This window comes from Undibacterium sp. Xuan67W (assembly GCF_049340165.1).
Lineage (GTDB): Bacteria > Pseudomonadota > Gammaproteobacteria > Burkholderiales > Burkholderiaceae_D > Undibacterium.
In genome coordinates, this window is sequence record NZ_JBMPPN010000004.1 from 188,418 (window position 1) to 204,071 (window position 15,654).

Below are 15,654 nucleotides of genomic sequence, written 5' to 3' on the forward strand. Positions count from 1 at the left end.
TTTTTTAACGACGGTATCCGATTGTGTCTGATTGTGTCTGATTGTATCTGATATGGCCTGATCAGCGAATCGGCAGATTTGTCGTATTTTTGACTTCTTCCATCACCGCATAAGTATGCGTCTCGCGCACGCCATTCAACTGCAGCAAAGATTTACCGAGAAAGTCGCGATAAGCATTCATGTCTTTGACCCGAGCCTTGACCAAGTAATCGAAACCGCCGGCGACCATGTGGCATTCCAGAACTTCAGGAATCGCTTGTACGCCACGCTTGAAGGCATCGAAAACATCCGGTGTGGTTCTGTCGAGTACCACTTCGATGAATACCAGCAGGGCAACATCGAGCAAATGCGGATTCAGTTGTGCGGTATAGCCCAGGATGTAGCCGGACTCTTGTAATTTACGCACACGCTCAAGACAAGCGGCAGGGGACAGATTGACCCGGGTCGCTAGTTCTACGTTACTGATACGGCCATCATTTTGTAATTCGGCCAGAATTCTTTTACTGATTTTGTCGAGCATAAGAAGTCAGAGTAGTGATTAATAAAATTCGGTGTAATTTTCTCACAAAATAGAAAATTCCGATATACCTTGATATTTCCAGAATTAATCATCTACGTTCATCTATACAATCAAATCAAATTTGTTTTGATAAAAATTATATGAATCCCACTCAGACCGCTATGCCTGCCAAGACACCTTTCCAGCAATTACAAGCCGAAATTCTTCCCGAACAAACTGCATTAAGAACCGCAATTACTGAAGTATACCGTCGTGATGAAGTCAATGCAGTCCAATGGTTGCTTGCACATATTAATCCACATTCTGATTCGCAACAGTCAGTGCATCAGTTAGCGCATCAACTTGTGAGTTCGGTGCGACAACAGCGTACCCGTGCATCAGGTGTCGATGCGCTGATGCATGAATTTTCTTTATCGTCCGAAGAAGGCGTTGCCTTAATGTGTCTGGCAGAAGCCTTGTTGCGTATTCCCGATCATCAGACCGCGGATCGTCTGATCGCAGACAAAATCAGTAAAGGTGACTGGGCAAAACATCTGGGTGAATCGCCGTCCTTATTCGTCAATGCGGCAACCTGGGGTCTGCTGGTAACCGGCAAGCTGGTCAGCACAAATAGCGAACAGGGTTTAGGTTCGGCGCTGACCCGCCTGATCGCTAAAGGCGGAGAACCTTTGATACGCAAAGGTGTAGACCTCGCGATGCGTATGCTGGGGAATCAATTCGTGACTGGTCAGACCATCCAGGAAGCGATTAAGAATAGTCAGGATAACGAGAAGCGCGGCTACCGTTATTCCTACGATATGCTGGGTGAAGCGGCATTGACGGCACATGATGCAGCGTTTTATCTGAAATCCTATGAAACCGCGATCCATGCCATCGGCAAAGCATCAAATGGTCGTGGTATCAAAGATGGTCCGGGTATTTCAGTCAAACTATCAGCCTTGCATCCGCGTTATTCACGCGCACAAAAATCACGTACCTTAAATGAACTGTTACCAATTCTCAAAAATCTGGTACTGCTCGCCAAGCAATACAACATCGGTCTGAACATCGATGCTGAAGAAACAGATCGCCTTGAGTTATCTCTTGATCTGATGGAGGCATTAGCATTTGATCCGGAATTAGCCGGCTTTGACGGTATCGGTTTTGTCGTGCAGGCGTATCAAAAACGTTGTCCATATGTGATCGATTACCTGATTGATTTAGCTCGCCGTAGCGGCCGCAAGTTCATGGTGCGTCTGGTAAAAGGCGCCTATTGGGATGCCGAGATCAAGCGTGCGCAAGTCGATGGGATGAGCGGCTTTCCTGTCTACACACGCAAGGTCTATACGGATTTATCGTATCTGTTCTGCGCACAAAAATTGCTGACAGCAACGGAGGTCATTTATCCGCAATTCGCTACGCATAACGCATTGACGCTCTCTGCGATTTACACTTGGGCGCAAAAAGCTGGTATCACCGACTATGAGTTCCAATGCCTGCATGGCATGGGCGAAACCTTATACGATCAGGTCGTCGGTAAAGACAAGCTCAATAAACCTTGTCGTATTTATGCACCTGTCGGGTCGCATCAGACTTTGCTCGCTTATCTGGTACGTCGCTTATTAGAAAACGGTGCTAATTCTTCTTTCGTGAATCAGATTGTCGATGAAGCTGTTTCAATTGAATCGCTGATCGCCGATCCGATTGAAGTAGCAAAAAAACTGGGCGGGGTACCGCATACAGGGATTAATTTACCCAAGGATTTATTCGGTTTAGAACGTAAAAATTCTTCTGGCCTAGATTTCAGCAATGAGATTGAATTGCAAAAAATCAGTCTTCATTTTATTCAGGCCAGTCAAACCCAAATCCAGGCACAACCTTTATTACAAGGTCAGGTCTCAGCAAGCCTGGCCCGCGCAGTAATTAATCCAGCCGATCATCAGGACATCGTTGGTAGCGTAATCGAAGCCGATACGCAAGACGTACAGACGGCGCTGGCACAGGCTGAAGCGTATGCGATTGACTGGCAAACCACTGCACCCTCAGCGCGTGCAGCTATATTAAAAAAAGCAGGTGATTTGCTTGAAGCGCACACCCTGGATTTTATGGCCTTAGCGATTCGCGAAGCTGGTAAATCACTACCGAACGCCTTGGCAGAAGTACGCGAAGCAGTCGATTTTTTACGCTATTACGCAGCACAAGTAGAACATTTACCAAATACTCTCGCGCTTGGCCCTGTCGTTTGTATCAGTCCGTGGAATTTTCCTCTGGCGATTTTTATCGGAGAAGTCAGTGCTGCACTGGCCGCCGGTAACGTGGTTCTGGCAAAACCAGCAGAACAAACGCCGCTCATCGCTTATCGTGCAATCCAGCTTTTACATGAGGCTGGCGTACCACGCGGAGCTTTGCAATTCTTGCCTGGTACAGGGGAAGTCGTTGGTGCGCAACTGGTTGCCGATAGTCGCGTCAAAGGCGTGATTTTTACAGGCTCTACCGAGGTTGCACAGATCATCAACCGCACCCTGACTAAACGCTCAGTGGTAGAAAACATCGACATTCCGCTTATTGCAGAAACAGGCGGCCAGAATGCGATGATTGTGGACAGCAGTGCCTTGCCAGAGCAAGTCGTCAATGACGTTGTCTCATCTGCTTTTGACAGTGCAGGTCAGCGTTGCTCTGCCTTACGTATACTTTGCCTGCAAGAAGATATCGCAGATAAAACCATAGAAATGCTAAAAGGCGCAATGCAGGAACTGCGTATCGGCAAACCTGATCAGCTCGCTATTGATATCGGACCAGTTATCGATGCAGACGCACAAAAAGCACTGCAAGCGCATATCGATCAGATCAAACAAAAAGCCACAGCAAGTTATTCATTAAACCTTGCGGAGTCCTGCAATAAGGGCACCTTTATTGCACCGACTGTCGTTGAGATTCAGTCTTTATCTGAACTGACCAAAGAGGTATTTGGTCCGGTATTGCATATCCTTCGCTATCAGCGTGATCAGTTGCCGCAACTGATTGACAGCATAAACGCGACTGGTTTTGGTCTTACGTTGGGTATTCATTCCCGTATTGATGAAACGATCAACTTCATCAGTTCACGCGCACACGTCGGCAATATTTATGTGAATCGCAATATCGTCGGTGCTGTTGTCGGTGTGCAGCCTTTTGGCGGTGAAGGTAAATCTGGCACAGGACCAAAAGCTGGCGGCCCTCTGTATCTGAAACGCTTACAAAAAAATCCTTCCGGCAGTCTCGGCGGTCACACAGTGTATGAGCGTCAATCACCTCCTGCGTTGGAAGCATTGTTGGTCTGGGCTAAAACACATGGCCATGAAAAAATCGCCGAACTCGCCGATCACTATGCACACGCCAGTCCTTACAAAATCACTCTGGTATTGCCGGGACCAACTGGCGAACGCAATACCTTATCATTTGCACCGCGTGGCAAGGTATTTTGTGCGGCAAGTAGCGTAAATTGCCTGCTGAATCAAATTGCAGTATTGCTGGCAACAGGCAATATCCCCGTTTTGCCGGCACAAACCATGGCAATTTTGCCATCTGGCTTACCGGCAGAAGTTCGTGATCTGATCAGACAGGCAGAAGCAGGCCAGGAAGAGCTCCAGTTCGCTTTAGTTGAAGGTGAGCTGCTTGTACACTACAAACCCGTCTTTGCAGCTCAGAACGGCGCTATCGTGTCTGTAATCGAGATGCATGAAGAGACCGAAGCTCCTTTATGGCGACTGGTTGCTGAACGCGCACTGTGTGTCAATACAACTGCAGCTGGTGGAAATGCCAGTTTGATGACCTTGCAAGACTGATGGTGTAGGTGATTTAGATCATTTGATGAGGTCAGTTAACAATTAGTTGTTATTGTCGCTGACCGATATGTGAAAAAGGTGAACATGCTTCTAGGTGTGTTCACCTTTTTTATTGCTTAAGCTAGTTGTTACAGGCCACAAAATCCAAAAAATTTACGCTTTTATTTCTTTTTTATTTTTTCCATATCTTGCGCTAATTCTTTTGATGCTAGTTGCAGTCTTTCCATCATAGGCACCATGATTTTTTGCATAGATCCCATGGTGTTTTGGATTATTACCGGCATTTTTTTAATCATCGCCTGACCGGAAGGTGACTGATAAAACGCTGTAATGCCGTCTACCTCTTCCTGAGTAAGGCTGTCTGTATAGATTTTAATAAATGTTGGCTCGAGTTTTTCCCAACTTATTTCTTCCTTATATACGACAACAATCTTCGCCCTGAATTTATCTAATGCAACTTGTTCTTTTTCACTTGGTTTTGCACCCTTTAAGGCTTGTTCCATCGAACTCCTCATGAGGTTGTCGATTTGCTGATCGACGTTACGAATCAATGATTTGGCGTTAGTCAGCACGAAGAGCTGCTTAATCGATTCTTCAGTTGGCTTAGTGTCTTCTGCATGGGCATTACTTAGAAACAGGCTGAGAGCCAGTAAAAAACCTAATTTAGTTGATGTCATTTTGGGTGAAGGAGGATCTTTGCAAAAGTGCTTATTAATTTTATATGAATCTAACGGTTTTCAGGCTTTTTCTGCTTGGTTTGCTTTTCTTTGTTTAAAACAATAAAGGTATATATATAAATAGTAGTAATAGTTAACGTAGGGATGTTTCTGTGGATAACTTTGCTTTTATCAACAGAATCAATGCACTGCGAAAAAGATAAACCCATGAAGAAGTCTTGTATGGCGACAGGACGGTTAGTGGATAATTTTTCTTGTTCGTGGTTATTTCATGGTTTCGCACATGCTGTGCGGTGGATATCCTTAGACTTATCCACAGTCACATTTGCAATATGGACTTTTTTAGCCTTATTTTTACTGCAGTCGTTTAATTTATCCGTTTTTTTAAATAACCTGATGGTAAAAAATTCATCAGAACGCTGCCCCAGCAGTTTTCGACCATAGCGCCACTATCCCATTACCTCACCGATCTGGGATCACTTAGATCCACACGATGGCTTTGATAAGCAGAAAATCTAGGTTTGTAAGCACGCTGCAATTTTTTATATTGCCTTTTGATCTTTAGCCGTGCGTTTTTTATTCGTCATAGCGTTAGCCGGCTAGTTGAAATGGCATTTGCTTTGAATGATTTTGATAGGCTTGGTTTTTTAAAAAAACAGAAAGGACAGAAGTCTTTGTTGTTTACATTAAGGTATATATATACATAGTAGTAATAGTTAACGTAGCGATGTTTCTGTGGATAACTCGTTTTTTATCAACAGAATCAATCTTTTACAGAAAAGATAAATACCCTGATAAGCCCTGTACTGTAAAAGAATAGATTTGGGATAAATATGTGAGCTCTGCAAAAGTCTGGGGTTTTGCACAGACTGTCCTGTGGATATGCAGACACTTATCCACAGTCGAATTCTGGGTTTCTGCCAAATATATATTCCTTCACAGAAACGCGGATGGCATGCTGCTCTCACAGTAATGGCATAGCCAATATGATGATAGCGTCAGTACTGGTCGGCTTTGCGCAGTATGGCTGTAGCCAGCTTTTGTAGGGTTTTTGCCCACATCTGTGTCATGCATTGCCGATAGCGCGATAAATGGCCTGTGAATACGGCGCTGTATTCGAGATGTGCCTCACCGCCGCGAGCGCGTTTGAATTGACTGGCACCTGAACTGTAGTGAAGTTTTGCCTGTCTTTGCTTTGCCTGCTGCAACAATAAGGCCATGAGGCGACGATAGAGTCCTAGTTCTTGCGGTAGGCTGGTGTCGTAACCGATCAGTGGGGTAGTCATCCAGCCAGATTCAGGATGATGATAAATGCCAATCACACCGACCAGACGTTCGTGCCAGCGCAAGGCATACAGATCAAGGAAGCCCGTTTCCAGGCAAAGTTCAAAGAAAGCCGGCGTGAAGTCGGGATTCAGTCTCGAATGTTTATCGATAAACAGCTGGCGGAACAATGCACGCATCTTGGGTAAATCGCTGCTGCGTATTTGGTCTGGCGGGATAATCTGTATCGCAGCGTCCTGTAGTAGCCGTGCATCTTTTTTAACGTGATTGTGTTTCCAGACCGCGTTGTGACTTGGATCGCAGGTGTAAATCATGCGTGCCGGTATCAGTTCCCAGGCTTGTTGCCGCAACGCATTTGTCAATTGCGGGTTGATCTCCGGACAAATATTGCGCATCATAAAAGGCCGGTCTGGATACAGCTCACGTAAATGAGCGGTCAGATCTTTGATGTCGTTCTCTTGCCAGTCGGGATAAAGATTGGTCGACATCAGGTGATTGCCGACAACCGCGGCACGGTCGATATCGCTGGTGCTGAGCATGGCGGCCATTGGACTGAAAACCAGAGCGCTGGCGATGGAGGCTAGCGTCTGTGTATAGGCTGGGGCATGCCGTATCGCTTCGTCTCTGGCATAACGTAGCCAGGCGGAGCGCGGACTCGCCACATAACTGGTATTACGGTTGCTGACATCGAGTAAGCTGACCGGCTGCGTACTATCAGCAATACTGATGCATTCAATCTTGCAATCTACATTACTCAGCCAATGCGCGCCACCACGAGCTTTCGCTGCAAGCAGCCATAGAGCATCAGCGCGGAGTTGGGGAGAAAGTGTCAAAGCGGCAGCGACAAATACATGAGGTGAATCAAACAAAGCAAGCAAATTTATCTAATTGGATGAATGCAATGAGCGAATCCAATAAGTGAGTCAAATAAACGAATCTAATAAGGTCGCTTAGACTTTTTGATATAAATGCATACCACCGTAAATTGCTGAACGATCCGTTGCATACAGCGCACGATTATGTGCGACATCAGTGTGCCAGGCGGAGATCAGGTGAGCAGGCAATTTGCCTTCCAGCGGAGATTCTTCGCCACCGGTACGGAACACGACTTTGGCACCTGGTGCGGCAGTACGGGTCACTTCTTCCCATAATTCCGTCAACTGCTGCTGATCCATCCAGTCTTGCGCATCAAGAAACAGATAGGCATCCATCGAGGCGTTTGTCTGTTTGCGTAAAAAATCGGTCAACGTAATGTGATGGGCATGCACCCGATCAATGTTCAGGCGCAGACTGGTGAAATACTGTTTTTGCAAATACATCGGTAAAGCCGCTTGCTTACTTGTATCGTGGCGCCGTCCGAACGCTTGCTGGGCGAAGCAATTTTCTTCAATCGGAAAATCGCAGGCCAGGTGACGCATTCTTTCTTTGAACAAGAGATGCAAGCCTTGCTTGGCATCATGTTTTAGCGCGGCAAATTGTGATGGCGGTATTCCCAGGCTATACAAAGCCACAGGCTGACGTGCGATGAAACGGAAGATGGCGGTATCAAATACCGGTGCTAGATAACGGTCAAATAAACGACTTTGCTCCTCCGGCGTGCGCGCCTCCAGAAGTTTTTTCATATTGCCGCCCATCATGCGGACGAACATATGGGCAAAGCCGATGAAGTCACCTAACAAACCAAATTGATATGCATTTTTGCTGAAATAGCGATAGCGCGGCTGACCTAGCAAGGAACGGCTTTCCCAGAATGTGCTGGCATCTTCGCTCAGATGCGGACGAATGTGGCGCTGATACCGCTTCAGATTATCGCTATGTGCGGCATTGCCCAGATAGGCCAGAACCGAATCGTAATCCGGCAAATGCTTGATGGCTTTTTTCTTCATCTCCAGCATAGCAAGATGAGCTGCGTTTAAATCAACGGCGTGCACCGCAGCCGGATTCGCTGACAGATACGCAAGCGCGTTGCAACCACCTGATGAGATGGTCAGGATATTGGCACCAGGCTTCAGTTGCAATGCATCAAGATCCGACTTTGGATCTTCCCAGATCTGGGCATAAACTAGGCGACTAAACCAATGCGTGAACAGACGATCAGCTAAACCTTTGCTACCTGACGTGGTAGAGTTGATAATTGCAGTATCGATAAGTGTCTTGGTGTTCATGCCATCTCCGCATATGGATAGAAGTTTTGTGAACTGTAGGTAATCAAGGTGACAGGCAAGTGACAGCTTGATGAAGAATTGATGAAATGACTGTCAATATGACGGGCGAACAACAGGATCAGTATGATTAGTCAAACCACAGTACCGGAAGCAAGCAACATCGCAGACTATGCGTATGACTCTGATTTTCAGCACGCATTTGCGATGAGCGTGGGTAGCTACAAAAAATCCGCGCTCGATTTGTATCTGGACCTGGTGGCGAAAACCCCGGCGTGGATCGATTTTGTCATCACGTCACGGAATAAGCTTGTGCGCTTGTTCGGTTTAAAGCATCTGGAAAATTTTCGCGGCATAGAACGCCGTCGCAAAATGTACAAGGTCGGTGACAAGCTCGGTATTTTTTCTATCCTGGCGATGTCCGAGCAGGAAGTGATACTCGGCGATTGTGACAAACATCTGGATGTCCGGGTGTCGGTCTTTAAGTCGGACGAAGATGACACGGCGATTGTTTCAACCGTCGTCCACATCCACAATCTGGTCGGGCAGATGTGTTTGTTTTTTGTCGTGCCGGCGCATAAACAAATTGTACCTGCACTGCTCAGGAAATGGACAGACCCGGGTAGCCGCTCGCGTCGATTTAACCGGGTGACGGACAGATAATCAATGGAATAGGCCGGTGCATAAACTCAAAGAAAATCACCGAGACTCGGGGAAATCCAGCGAAATTCAGCAGAACAAAACAACCGGATTAATTAATCTGTAATCAAAGACTGACGCCGCTTGCGGAAATGACTGATCGATCTGACGATGCGGTTACGCCACCAGCCTTGTTCTGCAAACTGAATTTCGACATAGCTTTTGAGTTCCGGCCCCCAGCGGGTTTTTGATACATCTTCTCCCACCGACAGATTGATGCGCTGGAGTTGCGCGTCCATCGACCAGCAAATCACTTCGACCAGCAGCGTCGTCATTACACTGTACTTCGCATAAGCGAGATCGTAGCCGGAGTAATAAAGATACAGCTCGTCACCCATCAAAAATCCCAGACGCACCGCGACAACCTGATGATCGACGCGCAGGCAAAACAGATGCATGCGGCTGGCGAAGGGCGATGCCAGCAGGGCAGTGATAAAGTCTTTGTGCTGAGGATTTAAAAAATAGTCGGGATGTTTGACCGACGTATCCGCTGCGGCACGTGCCCCATGTAATTGATAAAACAAACCGAGTTGCGCCGTGATCGCCGTTTGCCCTTGTAGTACTTGTAGGTGTGGTACCAACTGGTCGCGTGTCAGCGAGTTATAACAACGTCGTATCGATTCTTTGATATTGCGTTTTAAGCTAGTACGAAACTGGTCCCAGTTAGCGGCCAGCGGCAAAATGAAATTAGGAATATGACGCTGATCAAGCTGATGTAATGACGGACGCTGTCTCAGAACTTGCGCCTGCGACGCTTCGGCGATGAACTGACGTTCAACAAGTCCTGCCGAGTATTGTTCATGTAAATCTAGAATTGCATTCGTCAATGCGGCTTCATAACCGGGTAAGACCAGCGGAATACGGATCTCGGTCAGATTGGGATCGGAGCCAAATGGCCGGACGTAGCGGTATAGCGCCGCGCCCGCAATACCGATGCATGAAATGAGCAAAGGAGCGATGCCTACCAGCCGATCCTGATCGTACAAAGTGACGATGGCTAACCTATCCTTGCGAACCAGCGTCTGGACAGCAAACACGCGCCACCAGCAACGGTTCCAGTCATAGGTCTGGAAAGGCAATAGCTGAACAAGTTGCTGCTCAAGGCTGCGCCATGACGGTTCTACAGCATCAAATTCAGCATCCGTCGTAAGCAGCAGTGTTTGCATCGTGAAAAAGTAGAACGAAAAAATTAGGCGAATCTGAGAGTTTGGAATCTGGGAGTTTAAAACAGCACTGCTCAGGAACAAGGCGATTATGGGGAACTAAGAACGGAAGAACACCCAGAGACGCTACAGATACAAACTAGTCAGTGCGGTTTCAGTGCAATAGCAGATACTCCCCTGTTTTTTCTCAAAACATGCCTGTCCCCGCTCTTATATCGAGCGAATAAATTTATACTAGGACCCAGTATATAAGAGCAGCCCAGGAAAACTGCCCGTATCCGCCACAGCAAATCTCCCTGAAGATTGCAGCTTTCGCAACAAAGCTTGCTATTCTATTTCTATTCAACAAGTTTCTTCAAGTTATTTAATCCGGCTTCAAAATCTGGCCCTATCAGTTTATCCATGAACGGGACAAACAATTTGGTGAACACGTTCCCCTCGCTGGTCCCTTTCATGGTCCAGGTGATTTTGGTGGCATTGCCTTGCGGTTCAAAAATGAAGCTGCCGGTCGATGGATTGCCCATGCCCTCGAAGTGTAGTTCGTAATCGATTTGCTGGTTCTTGACTACATTGGTGGATTTCATGCCACCGTTGCCCTGACTTTTACTCTGCCAGTCCCAAGCGGCATCTTTGCCTGCTTCTGGACCGGTGAATGTCATGACCATGGCGGGATCGCGCTGGTTCCAGACCGACCATTTTTGCCATTCTTTGGTCGTGACGATCATGGGATAAATTTTTTCAGCAGGCGCGTTGATCACGATACTGCGTGATACGCCATAGTCGTTTGGCAGTGCAAAGGCAACTGCGAGAATGATAATAACCAGTGCAAGCAGCGTACCCAGAATGCGTTTTAGTAGTTTCATCGTAATCTCTCCAGTGGAATTGACCGGCTTATGGCGAAATCATTCTGCGCACATTTGGCAAAAATAACAAGTGTCATGCGGTTTTACAAAGGATTACAGATGACACATCTCTCGTCTATTTTTTGATCGTAGGCACTTCTATACTGAGTTTGTTACAACTACCAAGCTCAAATATGGAAAACACACCATCTCCACGTCGTATCCACCCTTTGCTGGCAGCCGCGGCGGTATCTGTTACCTTGCTGTCCCTGGTCGGTGTCGCCGCAATTACAGGGGTGATCCCCAGCTCGCAAGGGCATGGCAATCCTCAAGATCCGATGGCCTCTGGTAGCAGTCTGTCACAGCCAGAGAATATGACGCAAAATACCGCGCAAAATGGTACTGCCCCTGGCGACAAACTGCATGCTCCTGTGGTTGACCGCTCACCGTATCCCGTCGATGCACCGCGTCGCAATTCAGGCGCATCACATCAGCCCGCCGCGAATAATCAGCTTGCGTCTGATACGTCCAACGACACCTTAACGAATAAAACGATTTGTGCGAATTGCGGACGTGTAGAAGCAATCCATACCGTTCAGCAACAAGCCAAACCTAGCGGTATCGGCGTCGCAGCGGGTGCGGTGTTAGGCGGTATTCTGGGGCATCAGGTGGGTAACGGCAACGGACGTACACTGGCGACGGTTGCCGGTGCTGTCGGCGGCGGTTATGCCGGTAATGAAGTAGAAAAAAGATCCGGCACGAACACGGTTTATCAAGTCAAAGTCCGCATGGATGACGGCAGCCTGCGTACTTATCCGCAAAACGGCTGGCGCGTTGGTGACCGTGTGAAGGCAGTCAATGGTGCACTGGAATCTTTGGGTTAATCAGCATTGATGCAGTACCTTGAGTTTTTACCGGTATGGTCTTCTATCGCGTCTTAACGAACCAAGATTAGCGCACACTTAGCGCACACGACCAACCGCAACATTCCATTGCTGCATTAATTCACCGGCCTGATCGCGGCTCATGGCGGGTAAAAAAGTCCGTTCCATTTGCCATTGTGCCGCGCATTCTTCCACGCTGTCGTAGATACCCACACCCAGACCGGCAAGATACGCCGCGCCCAGTGCGGTGGTCTCGGTGACCTTGGGTCGTATCACCGGAATACCTAATAAGTTCGCCTGAAATTGCAACAGCAGATTATTGGCTGCGGCACCGCCGTCAACCCGTAATTCGGTGATCGGCGCGACGGCATCCCTAGTCATGGCCTGCAACAACGCGGTGCTCTGAAACGCGATTGACTCCAGTGCGGCGCGGGCAATATGTGCCACCGTGGTACCACGCGTCAGACCGAGGATCGCGCCTTTTGCGGAGGGTACCCAATACGGCGCACCGAGCCCCGTAAACGACGGTACAAACACCACGCCACGCGAATCCGGCACGGTCGTCGCCAGATCCTCCACGTCCGGTGAATGCTGTATCGCTTTTAATCCGTCGCGCAGCCACTGCACCACAGCGCCACCGATAAATACGCTGCCTTCAAGCGCATATTGGCGCTGCTCGCCGGTCTGACAGGCCGAGGTACTGATCAGGCCATTATGCGAAGTCGCGCAGACGCTGCCGGTGTGCAGCAACATAAAGCAACCCGTACCATAGGTATTTTTTGCCATGCCGGATTGAAAGCAGGCTTGCCCGAACAAAGCGGATTGCTGATCGCCAGCGATACCGGCTATCGGAACCGGCTGGTCAAAAATTGTCGCATTGCCGAAGCGATGACTCGATGCATAGACTTCAGGCAAAACCGCGCGCGGTATATCAAAACAACAGAGGAGCTCGTCATCCCATCGACCCTCATGGATATTCCAGAGCATCGTCCGCGCAGCATTGCTCACGTCGCTGACATGCAATTGGCCCTCGCTTAGTTGCCAGGCCAGCCAGGTATCAACGGTACCGAATGCCAGTTCACCACGCTCGGCTTGCTGGCGTGCATCGGGGACATGATCGAGCAGCCATTTGATTTTACTGGCGGAAAAATACGGATCCAGAATCAGGCCGGTTTTTTGCTGTATGCGTTCTGCCCAGCCCTGACTGCGAAGCTCATCACAATACGCGGCAGTGCGGCGGTCTTGCCAGACAATCGCATTCGCCACCGGCATGCCGGTCTTGCGGTTCCACAAGATACTGGTTTCACGCTGGTTGGTGATGCCGAGGGCTGCAATCTCACTGGCGGCGACACCACTTTTATGAAGCACCTCCTTGCAGGTCGCCAACTGGCTTTGCCAGATTTCCATCGCATCATGCTCGACCCAGCCCGGTTGCGGAAACAGTTGCCGGAACTCTTGCTGTGCGGTCGCCACGATCGCCCCGGCACGGTCAAACAAAATGCTGCGGGAGCTGGATGTGCCTTGGTCGAGAGCGAGCAGATAGGTCATGGTTAGTGTCTTTGGAGTTTGTGGTTTTTGTATTCAACCAGTAAGTGTAAGAAGTAAGTGTAAATCGGGCGAAACACTTTACATGCTGCACCGCAGAATCGATTGTTCGCGGATAACAACACAAATCATAATAAAAAAGCTAGTAATAATAACCAAGTTTGTTATAGTAAATTATCAAGAGTTTTAACAAACTTGATGAAAATGACAAGCCCGACTCGCGTGATGCGGATTGATATAGTTGCCGCTGACACTGCAAAGGTGTTGCTACATGCCGGTTTAGTGAATTTATAACGAACAGAAAAGAAAGGGGGACATCATGTTAGAAGCGATCAGTTTTACCTTGTCTGTGACGGTACTTGGCTGCCTAGCTGTCGGTGTATTACAGAAAAAACAGCGCCTGCTGAATTTCTCTTACGGCGGGATGATGGCGATGAGCATCATCGGCTGGTATCAGGCGATTTTCCCGACCGGATTGAGCTTCTGGTTTTTTGCCGGAACAATTATCACCGTGGCCGCGATCTGCGCTTTTTTTTACGCGATTTATTCAAACGAAATCATCTGGCAAAAGCAGCGGTAGATAGTGCCAGACCCGTAAGCGCGCGTCAGAGCAATGACGGATGGAGCTTTTTAGACGGGTGCGGCACTCACCGTTCAAGCGCTGATGATGTTCTCAAACGAGACGTCATTTTTTTATCTTGTTGTGCGGTGATATAAGTCGATAGGAGTCATATGAGGCGACGTCAGCTTATTGCCCTTTTGCGGCATTCAGACGACGAAGCAAAGCCCGGTTGATATCCTTGGTATGACTGTTCCAGCGTTTCATCTGCTGATCTATTTCTGACTGCAACTTGCTGGCAATCGCCGTATCACCGTTGCCATATGCCCAGATGGCGTACTCGGCAGCGACTTCAAAGCCGCCAAAGTGATGCATTGCTGATTCGAACTCTGTTTTGGCATCGGCATGCCGCTCGGCTCCGGCAAATGCCCGTGCGAGTAGCAAGCTGACCTGAGCGGCGCGGAAACCGGCGTCCTTGTTGCGGATCTCTTGCAGATGGCTGATCGCCGTGGCGTAACGGCCACTCTCGGTCAGCGCGCGGGCGGCGCAAAATTTGATTTCCGGGTCGGCAGCGAAAGGACCTTTGAGGCAGGCCTCGTAGTTACTTGCGGCTTCTTCCGCGTTGCCTGTTTCTAGTAAAGCTAAGGCCAGTCGCATCTGATTTTGTGCGGTGGGTATGTACTCAAAAGCGGTACGGGCTTCGCGCAATTCGCGGGTCGGATCCAGTGTTTTTGCCGCTGCGGCGACGACTTTTTTTGCACCGAATTCCAGTCCGGAATTCGGCATATAAATGGCGAAAAAATACACGATACTGCCAAGCAGCGGAAATGAAAAAAGAATCAGCAGCCAGTAGATTTGCTGGCCCGAGCGGATCGCATGCACAGCAAAAAACAGCGCGACTAAGACATGTAGACCAATACCAAGAAATGGCATGTTTTCTCCTGTGAGATGAAAAAATACGTTGTGGGCGGTGCTGAAAATGAGGCTAGTGGTCAGTCAGGTTGCCTTGGTGGAGTAGACATCGATGGATTTTTGGCCTGGCAAGGCGGGAGGACGCCGCATCGCTGGCGATGCAATGACGACCAAGGCCGCCATGTGGAAAAAGGGGCGATTGATGCTCGTCTGATACCCACCTGATTCGACTTAACTGACTGCCAGGGATTGTACCAATTTTCAATATCAGTGGCTCACATCCCGTAATCAAATTCCACTTTGCTAATCCGTGTTTTATACGAGGAATACCATTTCTCTTTGCCCAATTGTTGCGCCTCCAGATGGTCGGCATTAGCTTTCCATTGTTTGATGGCGTGCAAATCTGCCCAGTAGGAGACAGTAATCCCGACTTCCGCACGGGCGGATTCTACGCCCAGAAATCCAGGTTGCTGCATGGCTAGTTTTAACATGGTGTCAGCCATATCGTTATAGCCATCGTCGCCTTCTGTGCGGTTGGATGTGAAGATGACGGCGTAGTAGGGAGGTTGTGGCTTGTTGGCGATCGTGCTCATCGATGTCTTGC

At 48.5% G+C, this 15,654-nt stretch carries 13 protein-coding genes; 4 read left to right on the forward strand and 9 right to left on the reverse strand.

Translation table 11 applies throughout. The features are described from left to right. Window positions 1–61: 61 nt before the first annotated feature. Entirely contained in the window at window positions 62–520 is a 459-nt protein-coding gene (locus tag ACO0LE_RS05305; protein WP_262837253.1) for an Lrp/AsnC ligand binding domain-containing protein, read from the reverse strand. Window positions 521–660: 140 nt separating this feature from the next. Here ACO0LE_RS05305 and putA point away from each other — a divergent pair, with 140 nt between their 5' ends. Then, entirely contained in the window at window positions 661–4,323 is a 3,663-nt protein-coding gene (gene putA / locus ACO0LE_RS05310; RefSeq protein WP_422959381.1) for a trifunctional transcriptional regulator/proline dehydrogenase/L-glutamate gamma-semialdehyde dehydrogenase, read from the forward strand. Window positions 4,324–4,484: 161 nt separating this feature from the next. Here putA and ACO0LE_RS05315 read toward each other — a convergent pair whose 3' ends face one another. The 3 genes from ACO0LE_RS05315 to ACO0LE_RS05325 all read right to left on the reverse strand — a co-directional run bounded on the left by ACO0LE_RS05315 (window position 4,485) and on the right by ACO0LE_RS05325 (window position 8,449). After that, complete coding sequence (locus ACO0LE_RS05315) at window positions 4,485–5,000, reverse strand: DUF2059 domain-containing protein (RefSeq protein ID WP_422959382.1); 516 nt, start codon at window positions 4,998–5,000, stop codon at window positions 4,485–4,487. A gap of 998 nt (window positions 5,001–5,998) precedes the next feature. Continuing rightward, window positions 5,999–7,117 (reverse strand): hypothetical protein, encoded by a 1,119-nt coding sequence (locus ACO0LE_RS05320; RefSeq protein WP_422959383.1) that lies wholly within the window; start codon window positions 7,115–7,117, stop codon window positions 5,999–6,001. A gap of 117 nt (window positions 7,118–7,234) precedes the next feature. Continuing rightward, window positions 7,235–8,449, reverse strand: coding sequence for a DUF3419 family protein (locus tag ACO0LE_RS05325; protein ID WP_422959384.1), 1,215 nt, complete (start codon window positions 8,447–8,449; stop codon window positions 7,235–7,237). 123 nt (window positions 8,450–8,572) lie between these two features. On the opposite strand from ACO0LE_RS05325, the gene ACO0LE_RS05330 reads away from it, so the two are divergent. Further along, entirely contained in the window at window positions 8,573–9,109 is a 537-nt protein-coding gene (locus ACO0LE_RS05330) for a DUF2867 domain-containing protein (protein WP_422959385.1), read from the forward strand. 92 nt (window positions 9,110–9,201) lie between these two features. Here the strand turns inward: ACO0LE_RS05330 and ACO0LE_RS05335 are convergent, their stop codons facing one another. Both ACO0LE_RS05335 and ACO0LE_RS05340 read right to left on the reverse strand, forming a co-directional pair. Then, a complete protein-coding gene (locus ACO0LE_RS05335; protein WP_422959386.1) occupies window positions 9,202–10,311 on the reverse strand; it encodes a GNAT family N-acetyltransferase in 1,110 nt (369 codons plus the stop codon). A 335-nt stretch (window positions 10,312–10,646) separates the two neighbouring features. Beyond that, on the reverse strand, window positions 10,647–11,171 hold the full coding sequence (locus ACO0LE_RS05340; protein ID WP_422959387.1) for an SRPBCC family protein: 525 nt from the start codon (window positions 11,169–11,171) through the stop codon (window positions 10,647–10,649). A gap of 173 nt (window positions 11,172–11,344) precedes the next feature. On the opposite strand from ACO0LE_RS05340, the gene ACO0LE_RS05345 reads away from it, so the two are divergent. After that, window positions 11,345–12,034 (forward strand): glycine zipper 2TM domain-containing protein, encoded by a 690-nt coding sequence (locus tag ACO0LE_RS05345; protein ID WP_422959388.1) that lies wholly within the window; start codon window positions 11,345–11,347, stop codon window positions 12,032–12,034. Between the two features lie 78 nt (window positions 12,035–12,112). Here the strand turns inward: ACO0LE_RS05345 and glpK are convergent, their stop codons facing one another. Next, window positions 12,113–13,582, reverse strand: a complete 1,470-nt coding sequence (gene glpK / locus ACO0LE_RS05350; RefSeq protein WP_422959389.1) for a glycerol kinase GlpK — start codon at window positions 13,580–13,582, stop codon at window positions 12,113–12,115. A gap of 316 nt (window positions 13,583–13,898) precedes the next feature. Between glpK and ACO0LE_RS05355 the strand changes: the two genes are divergently transcribed. After that, window positions 13,899–14,159 (forward strand): hypothetical protein, encoded by a 261-nt coding sequence (locus ACO0LE_RS05355; protein ID WP_422959390.1) that lies wholly within the window; start codon window positions 13,899–13,901, stop codon window positions 14,157–14,159. Window positions 14,160–14,327: 168 nt separating this feature from the next. Here the strand turns inward: ACO0LE_RS05355 and ACO0LE_RS05360 are convergent, their stop codons facing one another. Together ACO0LE_RS05360 and ACO0LE_RS05365 are read right to left on the reverse strand one after the other, a co-directional pair. Continuing rightward, on the reverse strand, window positions 14,328–15,071 hold the full coding sequence (locus tag ACO0LE_RS05360) for a hypothetical protein (RefSeq protein WP_422959391.1): 744 nt from the start codon (window positions 15,069–15,071) through the stop codon (window positions 14,328–14,330). Between the two features lie 254 nt (window positions 15,072–15,325). After that, the gene (locus ACO0LE_RS05365) at window positions 15,326–15,643 is read right to left on the reverse strand and encodes an antibiotic biosynthesis monooxygenase family protein (RefSeq protein WP_422959392.1); all 318 of its coding nucleotides are present in this window, start codon (window positions 15,641–15,643) and stop codon (window positions 15,326–15,328) included. Window positions 15,644–15,654: the final 11 nt, after the last annotated feature.

Coding starts and splice junctions, on each gene's coding strand:
- ACO0LE_RS05305 (WP_262837253.1), bottom strand. CDS start 520: ATGCTCGACAAAATCAGTAAAAGAATTCTGGCCGAATTACAAAATGAT.
- putA (WP_422959381.1), top strand. CDS start 661: ATGAATCCCACTCAGACCGCTATGCCTGCCAAGACACCTTTCCAGCAA.
- ACO0LE_RS05315 (WP_422959382.1), bottom strand. CDS start 5,000: ATGACATCAACTAAATTAGGTTTTTTACTGGCTCTCAGCCTGTTTCTA.
- ACO0LE_RS05325 (WP_422959384.1), bottom strand. CDS start 8,449: ATGAACACCAAGACACTTATCGATACTGCAATTATCAACTCTACCACG.
- ACO0LE_RS05330 (WP_422959385.1), top strand. CDS start 8,573: ATGATTAGTCAAACCACAGTACCGGAAGCAAGCAACATCGCAGACTAT.
- ACO0LE_RS05335 (WP_422959386.1), bottom strand. CDS start 10,311: ATGCAAACACTGCTGCTTACGACGGATGCTGAATTTGATGCTGTAGAA.
- ACO0LE_RS05340 (WP_422959387.1), bottom strand. CDS start 11,171: ATGAAACTACTAAAACGCATTCTGGGTACGCTGCTTGCACTGGTTATT.
- ACO0LE_RS05345 (WP_422959388.1), top strand. CDS start 11,345: ATGGAAAACACACCATCTCCACGTCGTATCCACCCTTTGCTGGCAGCC.
- glpK (WP_422959389.1), bottom strand. CDS start 13,582: ATGACCTATCTGCTCGCTCTCGACCAAGGCACATCCAGCTCCCGCAGC.
- ACO0LE_RS05355 (WP_422959390.1), top strand. CDS start 13,899: ATGTTAGAAGCGATCAGTTTTACCTTGTCTGTGACGGTACTTGGCTGC.
- ACO0LE_RS05360 (WP_422959391.1), bottom strand. CDS start 15,071: ATGCCATTTCTTGGTATTGGTCTACATGTCTTAGTCGCGCTGTTTTTT.
- ACO0LE_RS05365 (WP_422959392.1), bottom strand. CDS start 15,643: ATGAGCACGATCGCCAACAAGCCACAACCTCCCTACTACGCCGTCATC.